This is a genomic window from Mesorhizobium onobrychidis (assembly GCF_024707545.1).
GTDB classification, from domain to species: domain Bacteria; phylum Pseudomonadota; class Alphaproteobacteria; order Rhizobiales; family Rhizobiaceae; genus Mesorhizobium; species Mesorhizobium onobrychidis.
Genome location: NZ_CP062229.1, coordinates 6,869,466 through 6,889,038, shown reverse-complemented (window position 1 = coordinate 6,889,038; position 19,573 = coordinate 6,869,466). Strand labels below are relative to the sequence as shown.

At 58.4% G+C, this 19,573-nt stretch carries 17 protein-coding genes and 5 pseudogenes; 17 read left to right on the top strand and 5 right to left on the bottom strand.

Annotated elements, in window-relative coordinates:
* The first annotated feature begins 789 nt into the window (after positions 1 to 789).
* Positions 790 to 1,497 carry a class I SAM-dependent DNA methyltransferase gene (locus IHQ72_RS34025; protein ID WP_258120169.1) on the top strand — a complete coding sequence of 236 codons (708 nt, stop codon included), beginning with the start codon at positions 790 to 792 and terminating at the stop codon, positions 1,495 to 1,497.
* 39 nt (positions 1,498 to 1,536) lie between these two features.
* A pseudogene (locus IHQ72_RS34020) lies at positions 1,537 to 1,733 on the top strand (peroxiredoxin); the annotation flags it as partial.
* Between the two features lie 84 nt (positions 1,734 to 1,817).
* Here IHQ72_RS34020 and IHQ72_RS34015 read toward each other — a convergent pair.
* Positions 1,818 to 2,110, bottom strand: a pseudogene (locus IHQ72_RS34015) (glutamate dehydrogenase); the annotation flags it as partial.
* 56 nt (positions 2,111 to 2,166) lie between these two features.
* Positions 2,167 to 2,283 (bottom strand): hypothetical protein, encoded by a 117-nt coding sequence (locus IHQ72_RS37540; protein WP_502572804.1) that lies wholly within the window; start codon positions 2,281 to 2,283, stop codon positions 2,167 to 2,169.
* Between the two features lie 426 nt (positions 2,284 to 2,709).
* Between IHQ72_RS37540 and IHQ72_RS34010 the strand changes: the two genes are divergently transcribed.
* The 12 genes and pseudogenes from IHQ72_RS34010 (at position 2,710) to IHQ72_RS33955 (ending at position 14,179) form a co-directional block, all read left to right on the top strand.
* A complete protein-coding gene (locus tag IHQ72_RS34010; RefSeq protein WP_258120167.1) occupies positions 2,710 to 3,474 on the top strand; it encodes an SDR family NAD(P)-dependent oxidoreductase in 765 nt (254 codons plus the stop codon).
* A gap of 26 nt (positions 3,475 to 3,500) precedes the next feature.
* Positions 3,501 to 4,037: a hypothetical protein gene (locus tag IHQ72_RS34005; RefSeq protein WP_258120165.1), complete on the top strand. Its 537-nt coding sequence runs from the start codon at positions 3,501 to 3,503 to the stop codon at positions 4,035 to 4,037.
* Between the two features lie 33 nt (positions 4,038 to 4,070).
* On the top strand, positions 4,071 to 4,877 hold the full coding sequence (locus IHQ72_RS34000; protein ID WP_258120163.1) for an SDR family NAD(P)-dependent oxidoreductase: 807 nt from the start codon (positions 4,071 to 4,073) through the stop codon (positions 4,875 to 4,877).
* A 42-nt stretch (positions 4,878 to 4,919) separates the two neighbouring features.
* Positions 4,920 to 5,942, top strand: a complete 1,023-nt coding sequence (locus IHQ72_RS33995; RefSeq protein WP_258120160.1) for a hydroxymethylglutaryl-CoA lyase-like TIM-barrel protein — start codon at positions 4,920 to 4,922, stop codon at positions 5,940 to 5,942.
* 227 nt (positions 5,943 to 6,169) lie between these two features.
* The gene (locus IHQ72_RS33990; protein WP_258120159.1) at positions 6,170 to 7,210 is read left to right on the top strand and encodes a PLP-dependent aminotransferase family protein; all 1,041 of its coding nucleotides are present in this window, start codon (positions 6,170 to 6,172) and stop codon (positions 7,208 to 7,210) included.
* On the top strand, positions 7,207 to 7,644 hold the full coding sequence (locus IHQ72_RS33985) for an SET domain-containing protein-lysine N-methyltransferase (RefSeq protein WP_258120158.1): 438 nt from the start codon (positions 7,207 to 7,209) through the stop codon (positions 7,642 to 7,644). Before IHQ72_RS33990 ends, IHQ72_RS33985 begins: the two co-directional genes overlap by 4 nt.
* Complete coding sequence (locus tag IHQ72_RS33980) at positions 7,641 to 8,747, top strand: HAD-IIA family hydrolase (protein ID WP_258120157.1); 1,107 nt, start codon at positions 7,641 to 7,643, stop codon at positions 8,745 to 8,747. The genes IHQ72_RS33985 and IHQ72_RS33980 overlap by 4 nt, the downstream gene beginning before the upstream one ends.
* A gap of 249 nt (positions 8,748 to 8,996) precedes the next feature.
* Positions 8,997 to 9,748 (top strand): annotated as a pseudogene (locus IHQ72_RS33975) (IS3 family transposase).
* Positions 9,749 to 10,258: 510 nt separating this feature from the next.
* Positions 10,259 to 10,549, top strand: a complete 291-nt coding sequence (locus tag IHQ72_RS33970; protein ID WP_258120156.1) for a transposase — start codon at positions 10,259 to 10,261, stop codon at positions 10,547 to 10,549.
* Between the two features lie 79 nt (positions 10,550 to 10,628).
* A protein-coding gene (locus IHQ72_RS33965) for an IS630 family transposase (protein ID WP_258120155.1) occupies positions 10,629 to 11,575 on the top strand; the annotation gives its coding sequence in 2 pieces (ribosomal slippage) (positions 10,629 to 10,968 and positions 10,968 to 11,575; 948 coding nt in all).
* A gap of 316 nt (positions 11,576 to 11,891) precedes the next feature.
* The gene (locus IHQ72_RS33960; protein WP_258120154.1) at positions 11,892 to 12,515 is read left to right on the top strand and encodes an O-methyltransferase; all 624 of its coding nucleotides are present in this window, start codon (positions 11,892 to 11,894) and stop codon (positions 12,513 to 12,515) included.
* Complete coding sequence (locus IHQ72_RS33955) at positions 12,497 to 14,179, top strand: carbamoyltransferase C-terminal domain-containing protein (RefSeq protein WP_258120153.1); 1,683 nt, start codon at positions 12,497 to 12,499, stop codon at positions 14,177 to 14,179. Before IHQ72_RS33960 ends, IHQ72_RS33955 begins: the two co-directional genes overlap by 19 nt.
* A gap of 203 nt (positions 14,180 to 14,382) precedes the next feature.
* Here the strand turns inward: IHQ72_RS33955 and IHQ72_RS33950 are convergent, their stop codons facing one another.
* Positions 14,383 to 15,333, bottom strand: a complete 951-nt coding sequence (locus IHQ72_RS33950; protein WP_258120152.1) for an IS481 family transposase — start codon at positions 15,331 to 15,333, stop codon at positions 14,383 to 14,385.
* 140 nt (positions 15,334 to 15,473) lie between these two features.
* Positions 15,474 to 15,740: a hypothetical protein gene (locus IHQ72_RS33945; protein ID WP_374120304.1), complete on the bottom strand. Its 267-nt coding sequence runs from the start codon at positions 15,738 to 15,740 to the stop codon at positions 15,474 to 15,476.
* Positions 15,741 to 16,021: 281 nt separating this feature from the next.
* Here IHQ72_RS33945 and IHQ72_RS33940 point away from each other — a divergent pair, with 281 nt between their 5' ends.
* Both IHQ72_RS33940 and IHQ72_RS33935 read left to right on the top strand, forming a co-directional pair.
* Entirely contained in the window at positions 16,022 to 16,903 is an 882-nt protein-coding gene (locus tag IHQ72_RS33940; RefSeq protein ID WP_258120150.1) for a tyrosine-type recombinase/integrase, read from the top strand.
* A gap of 10 nt (positions 16,904 to 16,913) precedes the next feature.
* A pseudogene (locus IHQ72_RS33935) lies at positions 16,914 to 17,351 on the top strand (IS91 family transposase); the annotation flags it as partial.
* On the opposite strand, the pseudogene IHQ72_RS33930 reads toward IHQ72_RS33935, so the two are convergent.
* A pseudogene (locus IHQ72_RS33930) lies at positions 17,339 to 17,908 on the bottom strand (IS630 family transposase); the annotation flags it as partial. The pseudogenes IHQ72_RS33935 and IHQ72_RS33930 overlap by 13 nt on opposite strands.
* Positions 17,909 to 17,994: 86 nt before the next feature.
* On the opposite strand from IHQ72_RS33930, the gene IHQ72_RS33925 reads away from it, so the two are divergent.
* Positions 17,995 to 19,536, top strand: coding sequence for a tyrosine-type recombinase/integrase (locus tag IHQ72_RS33925; protein ID WP_258120149.1), 1,542 nt, complete (start codon positions 17,995 to 17,997; stop codon positions 19,534 to 19,536).
* Positions 19,537 to 19,573: the final 37 nt, after the last annotated feature.

Sequence of the window (19,573 nt, the reverse complement as noted above, 5' to 3'; positions counted from 1 at the left end):
TGGTACGGGGCGATGCCATTAAGTCGACGCAAGCCATGGCATAGTGGGAGGACAACGGCGTCGGTTACATCTTCGGACGCCCGGCAACACGGTTCTCCGGCGGCTTTGTCCACGAGAGCGCCGATGACGGCCGCATCCGCCGCGCGCTGGAGTGCTAGCATGTGCTGAGTGGCTATGCCGGAACCCGTTATTATGCCGGAACCCGCTATAAGGCGAAGCCCCAGCGCGTTCACAAGTCCAGACAGAGCCGCGGTGAAAAAGACGCCGCGCCGCCACCTGTCCGCCGCAGAGCGAACCCAGATGCTCAATACGACGTCGTCACGCGGAAGTCTTCTTACAGTGTTGTTGCCGACGTATGTCGGGGTATTTTCGGAAGATTAAGTAGAAATATGAAGTATGTCTCAAAATTATAACGCAACTTAATATAAAATCTGAAAAATCATCTTTTTGCTCGCGCATGCCGCTGGTACAGTCGCTCCTGAGAATTCCAGATCGTCTTTTTCTGCTACCCCTCTTGGGAGCGTCGATGGCTTATCGTGGAGAGCGTCGATGCAGACCGGCAGCAGCCAGGTCAGGAATTGCTGACCCGCCGGGCGGATCAAGCCGAGAGGGTGGACATATGTTTCCGCTAGAGGACGTCGACGTGATTACTTTGTGTCTAGACGCCTTCGCATGGTCAAACAACCATGCTCCGCATAGTGGCAAGGAACAGTTCGTGGCTTCAGCCGCGGCCATTGCGCCCATGAATGCAGTGCCGCACCCATCTGCCCTTACACGGAGGAAACTGTTATGAACACCCTGGATCAGCAGACAGCACCGGAGCAAGCCGCACGAGAGCGCATGAAGGCATCCCATGCCCTCGATGGCGACGCCGGTCGCTTGGCCCACTTATATCGCGGATGGGCGAGTGCCTTCGACTTGGATCAGGCCCGCGTCGGGTACTGCGGGCCGATGATCGTGGCGGAACTGGCAGGCGCCGTGCAGACAGCCTATTTGGCCGGGCAGCGAAATGCCATCGCAATCCTGGACGCTGGCTGCGGAACAGGGCTCGTCGGCGTGGAACTGGAACGCCTCGGCTTCCGGTTGATTGACGGGTTCGATCTCTCCGAAGAGATGGCCGAAAAGGCCCGGCAAACCGGCGTCTACCGCCATGCCCGAGGCGATGTCGACCTTAACGGGCAGCTCTCCGACTACTCCAGCGCGAGCTATGACCTAACCGTCTGCTGCGGCGTCCTCACGCTCGGACACGTCCGGCCGGATGGGTTGCGCGAGCTGGCTCGCGTCACCCGCCCGAACGGCTTCGTCATTGCAAGCACCCGCAAGAGCTATGCGGAGACGACATCCTTTGAAGACCATGTGCGGCGTCTGCAGGATGAGGGCGTCCTTATACCGGCACAGTGTCTAAGGAACGGCAGATACGTCGCCGAGGAGGACGCGCACTATTGGGTCTTCCAGGTGCCCGAGAAGACCAGCGCACCAGAGGAACCGAGGCTATGACGACGCTACCGCAAATCTTGCTGTCGAAACCGGCAGCCGATGCAACGCATCAAGCTCATCCCGGACGGCTCGGGCGAGTTCACGCGCCAGCCGGGCATGCTGGTCGCCACGGACAATCTCGGCTTCGGTATGCGCTCCTGGCGCTACGCCGCCTCGATCAACAATGGCGTGGTGGAGAAGTGGTTCGAGGAGGAAGGCTTACCATATGTCTCTCGTCGCCGCAAAACATCCTTGAAAACGCTGAAGGCCGTTAACGCTGAGGCCGCAAGCCGCAATTCTCGTCATCCTATTACCATCCAATCGCGCGGCCCGCTAGTTTATCAGCAGTCGCCGAGTTCCGGCTGCTCCTCAAGGAGGTTGGTGCATACAGCCCCAAGTGCTACGTATGCTACGTATGACGTCGTCATAAGCGGACCGCCCGAGACCGATTTCGGCGCCCCTTCAAGAAATTCGTCGCGCATATCGGCTGGAAACGGCCTGCCTATCATCCGCTCGAGCGCTCTGGCGATTGTCTGGTTTCGTCGCTCCCTCCGCCGCCTTCCATCAAGCCGATAGAGATGTGGGTCAGATTCTTCACCCATTCGAAGTGGCTCACCACCGCGCCTCCTCCGTGTTTGGAGCGGGACATCGTGAACAGGTGTGCGAGGACATTGCGAACAGTTTTGCATGCTATCGCCCCAATGCATTTTCTATTTTCTGATGTCTGAACCAGGCGTCGAAGACGCCGTCTGTGGCGGTTGGCCTGAAGGCGACGGATTGTCCTGCGAAGGCCCTGCACAAACGCATGGTGCGGCCAAGAATGGAGACGAAGCCATGCTGCTGCACGCGACGCAGAAGATCGCCCTAGGCGTTTTTCTGGCTCGACGGGTCGTGATACTGGCGCGGCGAAGCTTGGTTGCGGTCGAGCGGCACGCCGCCGCCCAGTGCGTCGTGAGGACGCTGCGGTCGATGTTGTACACGACTAATTCGCGGTAAAAGCTTTAGCTTCAGGTTGCTTACCCAGGTCCGTCTTCATGACCGGCAGGCGACCGGTCACCTATCGGAAGGGGGATTCCGTACATTTGTGTCATCATCATGCCCGGCATAGCAAGCCGAAGTTTTATCCGCAGGGCTATCATACTGTTTTGAAAGGATTGTTTCGTTTGGCACGGTACATGCTCGGCTGTCTGCAACGGTGCCAAGAAGCGCGGTGATGTTAATTGGGGGTAAAAAATGGATTTAGGGCTAAACGGCAAGGTGGCAATGGTCGCGGCTGCCTCCAGCGGCTTAGGTTTGGCCACGGCCGAGGAGTTAGCCAACGAAGGCTGCCGCCTGTCTATCTGTGGACGGGATCCGGGGCGGCTAGAAGGAGCAGTGGATCGGTTGCGCAGCACAGGCGCCGAAGTACTGGCGCGCGCGACCGATGTAACTGACTGCGCGGATGCAGCAGCTTGGGTTGCCGAAACAGCAGAGCATTTTCGGGGTATCGACATCTTGGTGACAAATTGCGGCGGCGTTTCTGCCGGGCCACCCTCGGCCATGACGCCTAAGGATTTCGACGATGCGTTTGACCGAGTGCTTTTACCTTCGATAAATCTAGTTACGGCTGCCTTGCCGTATCTGCGGCGCTCGCGGGCGGGGCGAATATTGATGCTCGCTTCCGAGGCTATTGTACGGACCCCAGTACATTTCGCGCTGTCGGGTGTCGCACGAGCAGGGCTAGTGCCCTACTGCCAGACGCTCGTACAAGAATTGTCGGGGGAGAGCATCACCGTAAACGTGCTCGCTCCTGGAGCACACAGCACCGCGATTCACGAAGCCAATCGCCTTGGCGACCACGCCGAAGCCATCCGTGCGCTCGAGGATAGGACCCCGGCCCGCCGCCTTGGCGATCCCTCGGAATTCGCAGCAGTTGCTGCATTCTTGGCCAGCGCCCGCGCGGCCTATGTCAGCGGCGCCCTGATCGTCATCGATGGTGGGCTGAGTGCAACCGTCTGAACAATCGTCGCACTAGGAGCCGACACATGAACGAAGCTAACGCAAACATGACCGCCATCGATCTTGGCCGTTCAATCGCACATGCGCGTATTCGCGATCGTCCTGAGCAGGAGCTCACCTTCCCTTTTAGTCTCCTGACGCTTGAAAATTACTCCGCCCACCGACCGACGATGGCGGTTGTGGAGTTCGAAATGAGCCAGACTGGGACAACGAAGGAGTTTCGCAATTTCTTCTTCTACTATGGTGTGCTCACGGCGGGTGGCGCGTTTATCGCGCTTAAGGACAATGCATTGATGCTACAGCTGGCGGCAATTTGCTTCGGTCTGGCCTTCTACGCAGTCTATGGCTTGATCCCGGCCTACGTCATCAAGCCGGCCACGCTTGAGAACGCTACGACTATATTCGCGATCGCCAATGTCTTTTTCTTTCTAAGGTTCCGCGCAACATTTGGGAACTTCAAGGGGGACTATCTTCAAAACAGGGTATGGGCTTTCCAAGGTATTTACTTTGCAGCCGCGAGCATCGCTTGTGATTTACATCACGCTGATATTGACTTGAACTAAAGTGAAAATCATAGGTGGAGTAGGTAATCTATTATGTCTGATACAAAGCGTAATTCTGCAATTGATGAAGAAGGATACCAGGAGCTCTTCGGAATTGATGGCAAGGTAGTCTGCATTTCAGGCTCGAGCCGCGGTCTAGGGAAGTCGCTCGCCACCTGCTTCGGACGGTTGGGCGCGAAGATAGTCCTTTCCTCGCACAATATTGAAGAGCTGACCGAAGCAGAGGTCGAACTTGCGGGCCAAGGAATCAACGTGACGGCTATCCGCGCTGATGTGCGGTCGCACGACGATTGCAAGGCACTGATCAGTAGCACGGTCGACCGGTTTGGGCAGATCGATGTGATGATCTGCAACGCAGGTACCGACATCATTAAACCAGCGCATTCATATGAAGAGCCGGAATGGGACGAAATTGTCGATACCAATCTGCGTGGCTATTACTATTGTGCCAAGTTTGCCGCCCAAGCAATGCTGGATCAAGGCGGCGGCAGCATCATCATGACTTCTTCGGTCGCCAGTTCGCTCGGCATACCGGGCCTGGCTGTCTATGCTGCGAGCAAGGGTGGCGTCAATCAACTGACGCGCACCATGGCGGTAGAATGGGCCAATAGGGGTATTCGTGTAAACGCCGTCGCCCCTGGATTCATCAACAACTTCATGGATGGGGTGCATCCTAATCTCGATAGCCCTTATCAGCGCCGCGCAATGGAACTCACTCCGATGCGACGCCGCGGCAATTTGTCCGAGTATTTCGGGCCGTACATTTTCCTCGCAGGCCCAGCTGCATCGTTCGTAACAGGCGAAATTCTTTATGTCGATGGGGGCTACGCAGCGAGCTGATGCAGGATGCTTCGATGTTATGAATTTGGAGGAGGCTGGGCAATGTTAAGCACAATGCCAGATGACGTGAACTTCCTAGACTGCACCTTGCGCGACGGTGGCTACTACACAGGTTGGGATTTCGCGCCGGAACTGGTGTCGGACTATGTCGCCACTATCAACACTCTCCCAGTGCGCATGGTCGAGCTGGGCCTCGCCGGGAAGCCTGAGAGCCACGGATATTTCGCCAGTGTGACGAGCTCTAAGGCCGAACAGGTGGCTGCTGGCCTCCTGGCCAAGGCATGCGTGATGATCGATGCCAAGGATGCGTTTGCGAGCGAACTGCCTATACCCCTTGCCGTGACCCGCCTGATGGAAGGACTAGTGCCAGGGCATATCACGACCGTCCGCGTGGCGGCGCATTACAGCAACTTGGCCGCCTGCCGGAACATTTGCGCTGAGTTGTCTCACAGGGGCTTCCGTGTGTTTTTGAATCTCATGCAGATCGATGCAGCAAATGCTGCAGAAGTTGAGATGTGCCTCAAGGAGGTAAAGCAGATCGACACCATCGACGTGCTTTATATTGCCGATTCCTTTGGCTCTATGAAGCCGACTCGCGTTCAGGAATTTATCGACCGGTTTGCGGGTCGGATTGAGCCTGACATCGGATTCCACGGCCATGACAACCGCGGATATGCACTGGTCAATTCAGTGGCCGCCGCGATGGCGGGAGCGACCTGGATAGACTGCACCATGGGCGGCATGGGCCGCGGGGCAGGAAATACGGCTAGTGAGCAGCTCCTGCCGATTCTCACTCGCCTCGAAACATCCAAGGAACGGGCACTCCTCGAGCACGTCCTGCGTCACTTCGATCCGCTTCGCAAACGGTATGGCTGGGGCAGCAGCGCGGCATATCAATTCGCGGGCTCAAACTTTATCCATCCGTCCTATGTTCAAAAGCTACGTGAAGGAGGGGCATTGTCTGACGCTGCGATTATCAGGCGCCTTTCGGACCTCCGCGCCGATGAACGGATGAGTTTTGCCAATGAAAAGCTGGCGGCGGTGATGGCGCAGGACATCGCCTGATCGCAGATATCTCCGTTGAGGCGCCCCTTTTTCCCAATTTGGAGGAAGCCATGACTCTACCAAATGCGGTTGTGAAACCATCGGTCCTCCCGTCGGATCCGCGGTTTGCATCAGGCCCTTGTCGTAAACATCCTGGTTGGAGCGTGCACCCAACTATGCTGCGCTATGTTGGACGAAGTCACCGGAGCTCCGAGGGAGCAGAAAAGCTAGGAGAGGTAATCAGGCGCATGGCCTCTTTGCTAGAGCTGCCTGATAGCTGGCTCTGCGGAATCGTGCCCGGTTCGGGCACTGGGGCCTGCAGCATGGCCTTACAAAATCTACTCGGCCCTTTTCCAGTCGAGACATTCTTGTCAGACAGCTTCTCGCAGTATTGGGCAAATGAGATCGATACGTTGGCGCTTGCCCCCCAAAGGCGGCACATTTGTGCTTACGGAGATTTTCCGAACACTAGCAGGATCGACCCCAATCACGACATCGTTCTAGTGCTAAACGGGACCAGCAGCGGCGTTTGTCCACCGGATCTCGACTGGATTCTTGCTGACCGTGCCGGGCTTGTGATCGCAGATGCCGTCTCGGCAGCTTTTACGAGGCGCTTCGACTTCGATCGGATCGATGTTCTGTGCTGGTCATGGCAGAAGGCGCTTGGCGGCGAAGGCGGCCATGGCATGATCGCGCTCTCGCCTCGAGCCCAGGCACGGCTGAAAGCCGGCGGACGTAAGCCTGTAGCTAGGCTCATGAGACTGCACAACCCCGACGGATCTGTGAACAAAGCGTTCTTTGGCGGCCGGACGATCTCGACCCCCAGCATGTTCGCCGTCGAGGATATCCACTCTGCGCTCGACTGGGCCGAAGCCTGCGGCGGACTACCCGCGCTTCTGAAAAGGGTTGCCAATAACTATGCTGTGATGGCCGACTGGGTGAACTCTACTCCTTGGATTGATTGGACTTGCACCAATCCGGCAGCACGCTCCACCTGTTCAATTACTCTTCGGCTTGTACGAGAGCAGCTCGCTGCCGGCGAGAAAGAGGACGACGGTAAAATCGTTGCGGGGATGATCCGTCTACTCGAAGCCGAAGGCGCGGCTTTTGACATCTGGAGCTATGGTGACGCGCCACCGGGATTTCGGATATGGGCGGGGCCTACGGTCGAGGCAGATGACTTGTCGATTTTATGCGAGTGGCTGACCTGGACTTACAGCGAGACGTGCGAGGCCAGCATACCCCCCGACGCGATAGTCGTGCGTGACAGAGAGCTTGTTCAAGGATGATGACTCAACAAAAGCGGCCGATCTACTCAGAACCTACTGCAAGTGTGTACTTTCGTGTCCAACTGCCGGAGAAGATTCTGCCCCCAGCGGGCAAATGGGCCCCAGAAGCCGTCAAGATGCAGCGCAGCGTTGACCCAACAGGACATGGCCTTTTCGCGATAAGGTCCGTCCGCAAGGGCGAAATCATTGTACGGTTCGGTGGCCGCCTCGATCCAGCCGATCATATCGATGCCTATGTGGCGAAGGCGGGCAAGTTCGGCCATCAGGCTCACCCGCGCTGGTACGGTTGCCCCGAAAACGCTGATGAGATCTCACGGATCGGAGCAATCAATCATAGCTGTGAACCGAATGTCGGCCTCTCCGATACGCTTGTGGCGATGCAACATATCATTGCGAGCAAGGAGGGGCCCGTCGAGCTCCTGATTACGCAATGACCGGATCTCCGGCAGGCGGCTTTTCCGGCTGTAAGTGTGGCGCCCCACACTGCCGCGGCAAGATCACACGCGACGACTGGCGCATCAGAGCGTTGCAAGAGGCTTATCAAGGCTACTTTCCGCCGTTTAAGACGCGTGCGGTTCAGCCAGGGACGGCGTCGGCCTGTGCTCTGACCGCGGCCCTCGACAGCCTACCAACGCTCGAGCGTCCTCCTCAGACACTGGCAGATTGCTATGACGCGATACTTTTCGACGCGATGGGGGTCCTGATCAGCGAAAATGAAGCGCTCCCCGGCGCTGCTGATATCTTGGCCCGACTTAATATGTCCGGTCAGCCATACTACATCGTGACGAATATCAGCAGTGGATCGGATGAAACAATATTCGCACGTCTCCGCGGCGCGGGACTTCCGATTCCGGCGGTCGACCGTATCGTGTCCGCGGGAGGTGTTGCGCGACATCGCGTACTCGAAGAGCTGGCGGCCGGGCGGCTAGTTTCGTATGTGGGCAGTGCACACGCTGCGCATGAGATCCTCGGCAAGCATCCAAATCTTCATCGCGCTGACTCGGCCGAGACATTCGATACACTCTTAGTGCTCGATGACGAAGGTTTCGATTTTAAACGGGCTGCCGATCACATCCTGTCGACCTTTCAACGCAGACTGATCGAGACGGGCGAGATGCCCCGTATGATAGCGGCAAACGCGGACATCATTTATCCCAGCAAAAACGGCTTCGTCTTTGGACCAAGCATAATAGGGCCAATGCTTAAGGCAGGACTAGCGTCCTTCGGAGCTCCTCCAATCTCAGTAGAGTTTATGGGCAAGCCAGGAGGAGCGATTTTCGAAGAGTGCATCGCTCGGGCCGGTACCGACCGTCTTTTGATGGTCGGCGATCAGGTTGATACTGATATCAAGGGTGCAAAGGCTGCCGGGCTCGATGCACTTCTCGTAACCACTGGCCTCAACAACTGCGGCGAGTTGCGTCAAGACGAGAACGGCGCTCCCGATTATGTCGCAAAGAATCTCGATCAGATCTTCGACGGCAGTTTGTTTCCACACCTTCCATCGGCGATGCATTCCAGTACAACAGATCAGGTTTGAGCAGCTTGGGGCGAGAATCGCGGAGCGGACAAGGCAGTCTTGGCGGCAGCGGTTGAACGCGGCAGCAAGGCTACGAGGGAAATGGCGATAATCGTATCGACTATTTCATTTCTTTTCGGCGGAAGGGTTGTGATGATGAGAGTGCCACGACTAACCGAAGCGTAACCTGCCCTGCGTTCGGTGTCTTCCTAGATGTTTGATCCCAGGTTTTGATGGGGCATCCTTATCCTCCGAATCAAAGGATGCACTATGGGCCAGGTTCTTCATGGGAGCGCCACGACGACAGAGGCGATCCGTCGAGCGATACAGCATAGTCAAGAGAGCCTGAGGGCGGTGCCAAACGCTATGGGATCAACCAGAAGACCGTCGCTAAATGGCGGGAGCAGGGCCTCGGTGGCCGATCTGCCGACCGGTCCAAGAGAGCCGAGATCGACGGTGCTCTCGCCCGAGGAGGAGGCCGTCATCGTCGCCTTCCGACGCTACACTCTGTTGCCGCTCGATGACTGCCTCTATGCCTTACAACCCACGATCCCACACCTGACGCGTTCGTCACTGCATCGTTGTCTGCAGCGTCATGGCATCAGCCGCCTGCCGGATGTCGAAGGCGACAGGCCGGCGAAGAAGAAGTTCAAGACCTATCCGATCGGCTACTTCCACATCGACGTCGCCGAGGTGCGCACCGAGCAGGGCAAGCTGCACATGTTCGTCGCCATCGATCGCACCTCGAAGTTCGCCTTCGTCGAACTGCATGAGAAGGCGGCCAGGTCGAGAGGATGAACCGGACCATCCAGGATGCGACCGTCAGGCGCTTCTACTATGAGAGCCATGATCAGCTGCGCCAGCACCTTGCCGACTTCATCTCGGCCTACAACTTCGGCCGCAGGCTCAAGACCCTCAAAGGCCTCACGCCCTATGAGTTCATCTGCAAGGCTTGGGCTGCACAGCCCGAACGCTTCAAGCTTAATCCGCTCCAGCAATATGGGGCAAGTCGCGCCACCTGATACGGTTCGGCTTGTTGAGCGGAACAGGAGAAAGGATGATGTCCCAACAGATGTGCCTGCGCGACCCCTCCACGGCGAGCTCTGTCGACAGTTCGACCAAGGTGACATGCAAACGGTCCTTCTCCCGCAGCAACTCGTCACGTTCAAATCTTTCTTTCCCGCATCATGTCATACAGTCTGCGTTTCCAGCGCCTCGCGGATATCCCCCAACTTTCGCAGATCTTGAGCAGATCCGTCTTCGCGTCGCGAACACGCTCCGCGCATCCAGACGTTCGGTAATAGGCGGGCAGCTGAGGCACGTTCAGTGCTGGGTAAATTCCATAGCATGTCACAGAGCGATCACCGAGCAATCGACTCCTGCTTGCAGCAGCTCCATCGCCGCGCTGTGGCGCCTACCTCGATCAAGACATAATCGACACACGATAGCAATGCATCTGCTTCAGTCCGGGTGTCGACATCACCGAGGCGATCCTGCATGCCTGCATGCGCATCTGATCTCGTCCACTCCGCATGCCGACCTATGCGGGCAAGAGCCAGGATTGGCTGAATGAGCAGGTCGTTCCGGAGGACGAGCGTCTGGCGATCAAGCGGCACCTGCGCGAGTTCGATCGGCTCGGCGAGGATCTCCGGGTCATCGAGCGCGATCTTGCCCGCTCGGCTCTCGCTAATGATGACGCGAAGCGGCTGATTACAATTCCCGGCGTCGACATGACCGTCGCGCTGGCCACGACGGCGGCGATCGGCGAAGTATCGCGCTTCAACGAACCGCCGAAGCTCGTCAGCTATCTAGAGCATCTTTGATGAACACAGAGTCGGTTTGGGGATTCACGCGATAGGTCCTGTCTGATTCACTGTCCCGGTGATTTGCGAGGAGGTGATGATGACGAGGAGCCTGAGCGCGGACCTTCGTGGGCGCGTGATTGCGGCCATTGAAGATGGGGTTTCGACGCGGGAGGCGGCGCGTCGCTTCCGGATCGGTATTTCGACGGCCGGGAGTTGGTATCGCCGTTATCGCGAGACCGGCGAGAAGGAAGCGCGCAAGCAGGGCCAGCCGTCGCGTTCGAAGCTCGATGCGCATGAGGCCTTCATTCTTGGCCTCATCGAGGACGCGCCGGACATCACGCTTGCCGAGATCGGGGAGCGCCTTGCCGCCGAGCGCGGCGTGCGGGCAGCGTCGTCCACGGTCTGGCTGTACCTCGACCGGCGCGGCATCACGTTCAAAAAAAGACGGCGCACGCCGCCGAACAGCAGCGCCCCGATGTCCTGCGCCGCCGCAGAACCTGGTTCGATGGCCAGCTCGATCTCGACCCCGAGAGGCTGATTTTCATCGATGAGACCGCAGCATCCACAAAGATGGCGCGGTTGCGTGGCCGCAGCCTACGCGGCGAACGATGCCGGGCGGCCGTTCCTCACGGCCATTGGAAGACCACCACATTCACGGCCGGCCTGCGGCTGGGCGGCTTGGCGGCGCCAATGCTGCTCGATGGCCCTATGAATGGTTCTGCCTTCCTCGCATATGCGGAGCAGGTTCTCGCACCCGAGCTTCGCCCCGGCGACATCGTGGTCATGGACAACCTGCCCGCCCACAAGATCAGCGGCGTGCGCGAGGCGATCGAGAAGGTTGGTGCGCGGCTCCTGTTCCTGCCGCCATACTCGCCCGACTTCAACCCGATCGAGATGGCTTTCTCGAAACTCAAGGCTCTCCTGAGAAAGGCTGCAACCCGAACCATCGACGAACTCTGGTCGGTCGTGGCCAACTGCCTCGCAGCTTTCACAGCCGAGGAATGCAGGCACTATTTCGAGGCAGCCGGCTATGACCCGGAATAAGTCGAATCTGCTCTAGGCCTGAATCCCAGCCCTCCGGCAATCCGTGCCCTATTCATATGTTAGAATATTTTGCCACAAGTATTAACAAAAACTTATCAGTAAATGCACTTGCCATTGCTCTGGTGCGTGGTAAGTTGAAGCGCATTAAGTATTTAATTGTGTGCATCCGGCGTGTGAAATCCATGCAGAAAGATACCATACAATACAGAGAAATTTTAATGTTACAATATAATCCGAGGTATTCGCGGCGGAAAGGCTGTTTTATAATAATAACGCCTAAACTAATATATATTTTTCTTCTGGATGGAGCCAAGAAATGCATACCGAAGTTAAAAAGGTTATTGTCAAATATGAAGAACGTTATCGGTGCGAGTCCGGCACGCTGCTTTCTCTGCCGGATGCTCCACAAGCCGTTTTGCTTCCGGTTGGACCCGATTGTGGCCAATTCATGAATTCTTTTCTTAAGACATCAAAGGTGCGCTCTATTCTTGAGCTTGGGACGTCCTATGGCTATTCGACAATTTACTTGGCCGAGGCAGCGCGCGCGAATAGCGGGATCGTGACGAGCTGCGATTTTGATGCAGAAAAGCAAATCTTCGCGAACCACATGCTGAGACAAGCCGGACTGGAAGGGCATGTTGTTTTCCGTTCGGGAGAAGCAATTGAAGAAATTGATGGCTTGGACGGGGAAATCGAGTTCTGTCTGATCGATCTCTGGAACAGCTATTATATTCCAGCGCTTGACGCACTTTATCCAAAGCTCGCTCCGTTAGCCTACGTCATCGCCGACAACATCACGAGCCCCGATCCGGTCGCTGGTGAGAGTTACCGCCACCACATCCGCCTGAGGAAGGATATCGAGTCGATCCTGCTGCCTATAGGGTGGGGCTTGGAACTTTCGACGCGGCGTGCAAGCAACGGATGGTTCTTTCGCGGATAAAAGCGGCAAAAGTGCTGAGCGGATTAAGGAATTTCGTGCAAAAAAGCGGCATCGCCCTAGGGAGTAATAGAAACATGAAGATAATGTCTTTCAAGCCGGGCCATGATGGCACAATTGCAGCGTTAGATGTGTCAGCAGCCGAGCTGATTTGTTCATACGAGGCTGAGAAGGATAGCTTTCCCAGATATTCGACCATTAACCCGATGACTATCCTCGAAGCCGCTGGGCGCTTAGACGCCATTCCGGATATCATTGCCGTCGGTGGGTGGGAGACGGGATTTCGCCACGACCCGGTAGGATACTCCGGCATAGCTCAGGGATCGGATGTTGTCGGCGAGAGGATGATTTTTGGCCGCAAGGTGCACTTCTATTCCTCCACGCACGAGCGCTCCCATATCTGGGGCTCCTACGGCATGTCGCCATTCCCTACCGGGATGCCCTGTTACGTGCTGATCTGGGAAGGTTGGTTTGGCGATTTCTATGAAATTGATGAGTATCTGCAAGTCGTGCATCGGGGAAAAGTGATGGCAAAGCCTGGTGACAAATATGCTTTCCTTTATGCGCTCGCCGATCCGAAATTCATCTTGCCCAAAGGACCACCGCGTATCGAAGACGCCGGCAAGGTAATGGCGCTTTGCGCCTATGGGCAGACCGGATCGTCTGACCGGGACGAGCAGGGGCTGATTGATTTCCTGCTCCCAAGCGATCAGTCCCCGTTGTCCAAGGAGGATCTTCGAAATTCGCCCTACTACAACATTGGCGTAACTCATCAGAAGTTTACCAACCTCGCCAAGCGCGTTTCGGACGCCATCTTCGATTCCTTCCACACCTTTGCGAAGAAGAACTTGACAAAGGGGTTCCCGCTGCTGATTGCCGGCGGCTGCGGGTTGAATTGCGAGTGGAATCGCCGATGGGTCGAAACGAACCTCTTTTCCGATGTTTTCATCCCACCGTGCACAAATGATACAGGTTCAGCGATCGGGAGCGCAGTCGACGCGATGCGGCATTTCACCGGCAATGCTAAGATCAAGTGGAACGTCTATTCAGGCCAACCTTTCATATTTGACGAAATCGACCGGACCGGACTCGAGGTCCATCCACTCGACTACAGCGAAGTGGCCTCGGCCTTGCTCGGCGACAAGGTGATCGGCTGGGTACAGGGGAATTGCGAAATCGGGCCGCGAGCGCTCGGCAACCGGTCAATTCTCGCTGCGCCCTTCTCAACGGCAACTCATGAGAGGTTAAACCGCATCAAGAACCGGGAGGGTTTCCGCCCGATCGCGCCCGTTTGCTTGGAGGAGGATGTCGCGCTCCACTTCGATTTAGCACGCCCTTCGCCCTATATGCTCCTTTTCCAGAAAGTTCTCGATAGCCGATTGAGAGCCGTCACGCACGTTGACGGCACAGCGCGGGCTCAGACCGTATCACAGGAGCAAAACCCGCGCCTGTTTCAGTTGCTCACTTCGTTTAAAGCGAAAAGCGGGGTTGGCGTTCTCTGTAACACGTCGCTGAACTTCAACGGGACCGGCTTCATCAATCGTACAAGCGACTTGCTAGCTTACGCTCGGGCGGCAGGCCTCGACGGATTCGTGATCAACGATGCCTTTTATCTCCTCAAGGAGGCCCACCTCACGCCGTCGAGCGGACAGAAAAAGACGGCGTAGCGGAGGAGAAAGTATCCGTCCGCCGGTGCTTCCAACCCCACATCTCTTTTGCTGGTTGAAGCTCGTGTGATTCCTTGTCGGGCGCGGAATCGCGGAGCGCTAGGTGCATGGACGATCAGGAACTTGCTGTTGAAATTTAGCGGATGGACATCTCGGCCTGCGGCTGCACCTGTTGGTGGAGCGCATGGGAGGTGCGATGGGCGCTAGCTGTGGAGCCTCAACAGGTTGTCCCGATCCAGCGCGAGGCGGCTGATGGGCGGCTTGGATTTTAGACTGCCGTGCGGACGATGCCAGTTGTATCTGTGCAGCCAGATCGGCAGCTCGTGAGCGCGGTGGTCTGAGGTCGGATAGGCTTGGGCATAGGCCCATTCCCGGAGCGCCGTCTGGATGAAGCGTTCGGCTTTGCCATTGGTTTTGGGGGTGTAGGGTCGGGTGCGGATGTGCTTGAGCCCGAGATCGCGGCAAGCATCGCGGAAGGCTTTTGAGCGATAGCATGAGCCGTTGTCGGTCATCACCCGCGCAACAGCTATGCCCAGGCTGAGGTAGTAGGCGACGGCTGTCCTGAGGAAAGCGACGGCGCTCTCCTTTTTCTCGTCGGGTAGGATCTGGGAGAAGCCGACGCGGGAGGCATCGTCGATTGAGACGTGGACGAACTCCCAGCCGACGGCTCGCGAGCGGCCGGCCTGGCGATCGCCGGTGATGCGGTGGCCGGCCCTGTCGAAGCGGCCGAGCTTCTTGATGTCGATGTGGATCAGTTCGCCCGGATGCTCGCGCTCGTAGCGGCGGATCGGTTCCGCCGGTTCGAGCGCCTGAATGCGATTGAGGCCGAGGCGGCTGAGAACCCGGCTGACGGTGGCCGGCGATACGCCCAGCTCGGCGGCGATCTGCTTGCCGGTGAAGCGCTGCCGGCGCAAGGCCTCAACCTGTTCGACCACGGCCATCGGGGTCGGCCGGTGCAGCCGATGCGGCCGCGACGAGCGATCCTTCAGTCCCTCAATGCCTTCAGCCTCGAACCGCGCAACCCACTTGCGTGCCGTCCGCGGGCAGACGCCTGCGGCTCGTGCGGCGGCCTCCGGCGTCCGCCCGCTCAGCACCGCTCGTGCAAGACGCTCTCGACCCCACGACGTCAAACGGGCATTCTTGTGGACGTTCATCCGGTCCCTCCTTGGACTCTGAAGCTTTGACAACCTCAGCATCCTCGGTTCGGACCGGATGGACAACCTACTGAAAGCTCACAGCTAGCTCTCCCTTGGCGTGCTAGGATTGGCCAACACCAAAGCAGCGTATGTTCTTTTCAAACACGTAACCATTCGGCAGGGCCGCGGTGGCTATGATTTCGGGCGACGGTATTCCGCTGGTCGGGCACGATCAGGCGGGGCACACCGGCGAAAAAGCTGAACATGCGTAGATGCGAACCGATCCAGTCCGGCAATGTCTGGGTCCAGGTCGCTTCCGCATAGGTGTAGCTTGATGCGACGAGAACGCCGAGGAACAGCTCCGCCTCGCGGACTTCGCAGGTCTTGCGATCGACGATCGGCACCTTCTTGCCGGAATAGTCCACGACGACCTTGTCGCCGGCCGCATGTTCCTGGCCCATCGTCGGCGAAAGACACTGCTCGAAACCGCGGAACAGCTCGCTGAAACGACTAAAGTGTTATGCTGAACATATTAGTCGTTGGACTAACCCGCTCCGCGAATGCGGAGCGGCAAGGAGGGTGAGTGCCGACAGCGTGATCTGATCGCGTCGTCTGTCGCGCTGGTTCATGTGTCCACAACAAGCTCCGACTGCGTCAGCATGGAGTGGCTGCTTGCAGCCTATTCCATCGGACAAAGGAGCTTGTCATGACCCAACTTCGCCAGCGCATGAGCGAGGACATGGAGGTGCGCAACCTCGCGCTCAACACCCAACTCTCCTATCTTCAGCAGGTGTCGCTGTATGCGCGTCACTTCGGCAAGTCGCCGGACTTGCTCGGGCGCGAGGATATTCGGACCTATCAGGTCTATCTGACCAACGAGAAGAAGCTGTCGCCTGGTTCGATCCACACAGCAATTGCGGCGCTGCGCTTTCTCTACAGTGTGACGCTCGAGAGGGATTGGGCGCCTGAAGAGGTCCTGCCGCTTCCCAAGAAGCCGCAGAAGCTGCCGATCATCCTCAGTGCCGAGGAAGTTCAGCGGTTCCTCGGCTGCGTCCTCGACGTCAAACACCACGCCATCCTGACCACTTGCTATGCCGCCGGCTTGCGCATCTCGGAAGCGGTTCAGCTAAAGCCCACGGGCATCGACAGCCAGAGAATGGTCATCCGCGTCGAGCAGGGCAAAGGCCAGAAGGACCGTTACGTGATGCTGTCGCCCAAGCTGCTGGAGATCCTGCGTGACTATTGGAAGCTGCGGCGGCCAAAGGCGTGGCTCTTCCCCGGCGATCGTGCCGGCCAGCCGATCACCAGGGGTGCGGTGGGACAGGCCTGCGCGAAAGCGTGCGACCTCTCCGGCTTGTCCAAACCGGTCACGCCGCACAGTTTGCGGCACGCCTTCGCCGTCCATCTGTTGGAGGCCGGCGCCGACGTGCGCACCATTCAACTGCTGCTCGGTCACCGCAGCCTCGCGACCACCGCCCATTACCTGCGGATTGCCACCAACAAGGTCTGCGCCACATCGAGCCCCTTCGAGCTCTTACCGCGTCCGGCGCCCACCGTGCCGCCGGCCGCCAAGCCTCAGTACTTCTGAGCTCGCGCCGATGGCCCGCTCGGGGCCGGAAGTGGCGGATATCTTCCGCTGCTACGGCGAAGCCTATCGCGAGCAGCATGACGCGTCGCTGTCGACCGCCCAGCGCCGCGTCATGACGGCGATCGAACTGTGCCGGACCGCCGCGCTCGGCGGGCATGTCGAAGCATGCGATCAATGCGGCCACCGGCGCATCGCCTTCAACAGCTGCCGCGACAGGCATTGCCCCCGCTGCCAATCGGTGGCTCGCGCGCAATGGCTGGAGGATCGTCGCGCCGAGCTCCTCGACACGCAATACTTTCACGTCGTCTTCACGCTGCCCGGCGACATTGCCGCCATCGCCTATCACAACAAGGCTCTCGTCTACGGCCTGCTCTTCCGCGCCGCCGCCGAGACCCTGCGCACCATCGCCGCCGATCCCAAGCACCTGGGCGCCGAGATCGGCTTCTTACGATCGAGCGCCTGGATCTGGCTCTTCTCGTCCACGCACAGGACCAGCGCGTGTTCGGGCGGTGCCATGTAGAGGCCGACGATGTCGCGCACCTTCTCGACAAACAAAGGATCGCTCGACAACTTGAAGCTTTCTGCGCGGTGCGGCTGAAGGCCGAAGGCTTTCCATATCCGATGGATTGTCGATGGCGCATGGTCGACCGCGCGCGCCATCGAGCGCAGGCTCCAATGCGTGGCTTCGCGCGGTGTCGCCTCCAGCGTCAGGCGGATCGTCTCGGCAATCGCATCATCGCCGATCTCTCGTGGCCGACCCGGCCGCGGCTCATCGTAGAGGCCATCCAGCCGATCTTGGGCAAAGCGGCGTCGCCACTTGCCGACCGTGTTCTCAACCGCCCCGACGCGCTGCGCGATCACTTTGTTCTCAAGCCTCTCGGCCGCCAACAACACAATCTCTGCCCGCTGCGCCAGACCTTGCGCCGTTCGCCGCCGGCGAGACAGACCTTCAAGCTCCTTGCGTTCCTCGGCGCTCAAGTCGATGGTCGCAGCAACTCGTGCCATGCATTGCATCTCCAATCGAATCAACGCAATAATCGCACGAATTACGCGATCAGGACACTAGCAAGCCTTTCCAATGGAGGTTTGCTATGGATCAGACGACTGATGCCGGCCACTCGTCGGGCCACCACAATGATGTCGCGCCGTTTGCCGAAGAGCGGAGTCGTTACCTTCGCCACTGCGCGGAACGCGGCGCCACTCCCTTTTCTCTCAGAACCAAGCGCAGCGAGCTGTTGTGGATTGCTACGCGTCTCGGCCCGGATGCCGCTTCGGAAGGCATCGACATCGAGGCACTTCGACGGATTGCCATTGAGAGGCAACAGGCCCACGGAGCGGTCACCGCGGCGCGAAGAGTAGTCGATATCGGACGACCTTGGCTTCGATTTCTCGGTTGGTGGCGTGAACCGAGTGCCGGGTTCGAGTATCAGAACCAACTCGATGAGTATGTGAGATGGATGCGCGACGAGCGCGGCTTCACACTATCGACACTCGAGCAATGGACCCGTGTGATCGGTAGGTTCCTGCGCTGGTGCGAGCAGACGAACCGGCAACTCGGGGCTCTTCAGGCCGCGGACATCGACGCTTATTTCGTTACCCAGGCAACGGGACGATGGTCCCGCGTCTCGGTCGCCAACACGGCTTCGGCTCTGCGCGGATTTCTGCGCTGCGCAGGAAAGCGGGGAATGTGCGCCGACAGCCTAGCCGGATCGATTTGCCGCCCCCGACTCTACCGACAGGAGTCTCTGCCGTACGCCCCGGACTGGTCAGACGTGCAACGCATGTTGGCCGATGCCGAGACCGACAAGCCGCGGGACATCCGCGATCGTGCAATCCTGCTGCTGCTTGCGGTCTATGGAATGCGCAGCGGGGAAGTAGTGGCATTGCGCCTCGATCAGATCGACTGGGCCGGTCGGACGCTACGGCTTTTCCGTTTGAAGCGCCGCCAGCCGCAGATTTATCCGCTCGTCTCGTCTGTTGCTGAGGCGCTCGCCCACTACATCGACACGATACGGCCGTCATCGTCGTGCCCGGAAGTCTTCCTCTGCATGCAAGCGCCCCGTCGGCCGTTGAAGGCGGGGAGCATCTATGATGTCGCGAACCGCAGATTTGTCGCGCTTGGAATCGAAGCGGCCCATCGCGGGGGGCACGCGCTGCGCCATGCCTGCGCCTCCCGGCTTCTTGCCGAAGGTCTGTCGATGACCACCTGGGGCACCGTAGCGCGGCGACAACCAGTATCTACGCCAAGGTGGACTTGGCAGCTCTTCGCGAGGTTGGTGCATTCGACCTGGGAGCGCTGCAATGATGCTGACCGACGTCGTCGACGTTTATCTGGCCAAGCAGCGGTCATTAGGCATGCGTTTCGAGTCCGCCGAGGTGCTGCTGCGCAGGTTCTGCCGCGTGTTGGGCAATCCCGAGATCAGCGAGATTACCCCAGACACGGTAGCCGCGTTTCTCCAAGGCAGCGGCTCGCTCAGCGCCGCCTGGATGCTGCGCTACAAAGTCCTGAGCGGCTTTTACCGGTTTGCCATCAGCCGCGGCCATGCGACATTCTCGCCGCTGCCGACAACAATCCCGAAGCTGCCGCCGCAACAGACCCCGTACGTCTACTCGACCGAAGAGCTACGTTGTAGAAGTTTGCACTTGATCGGACAGTTGGCGTCTGAGAAT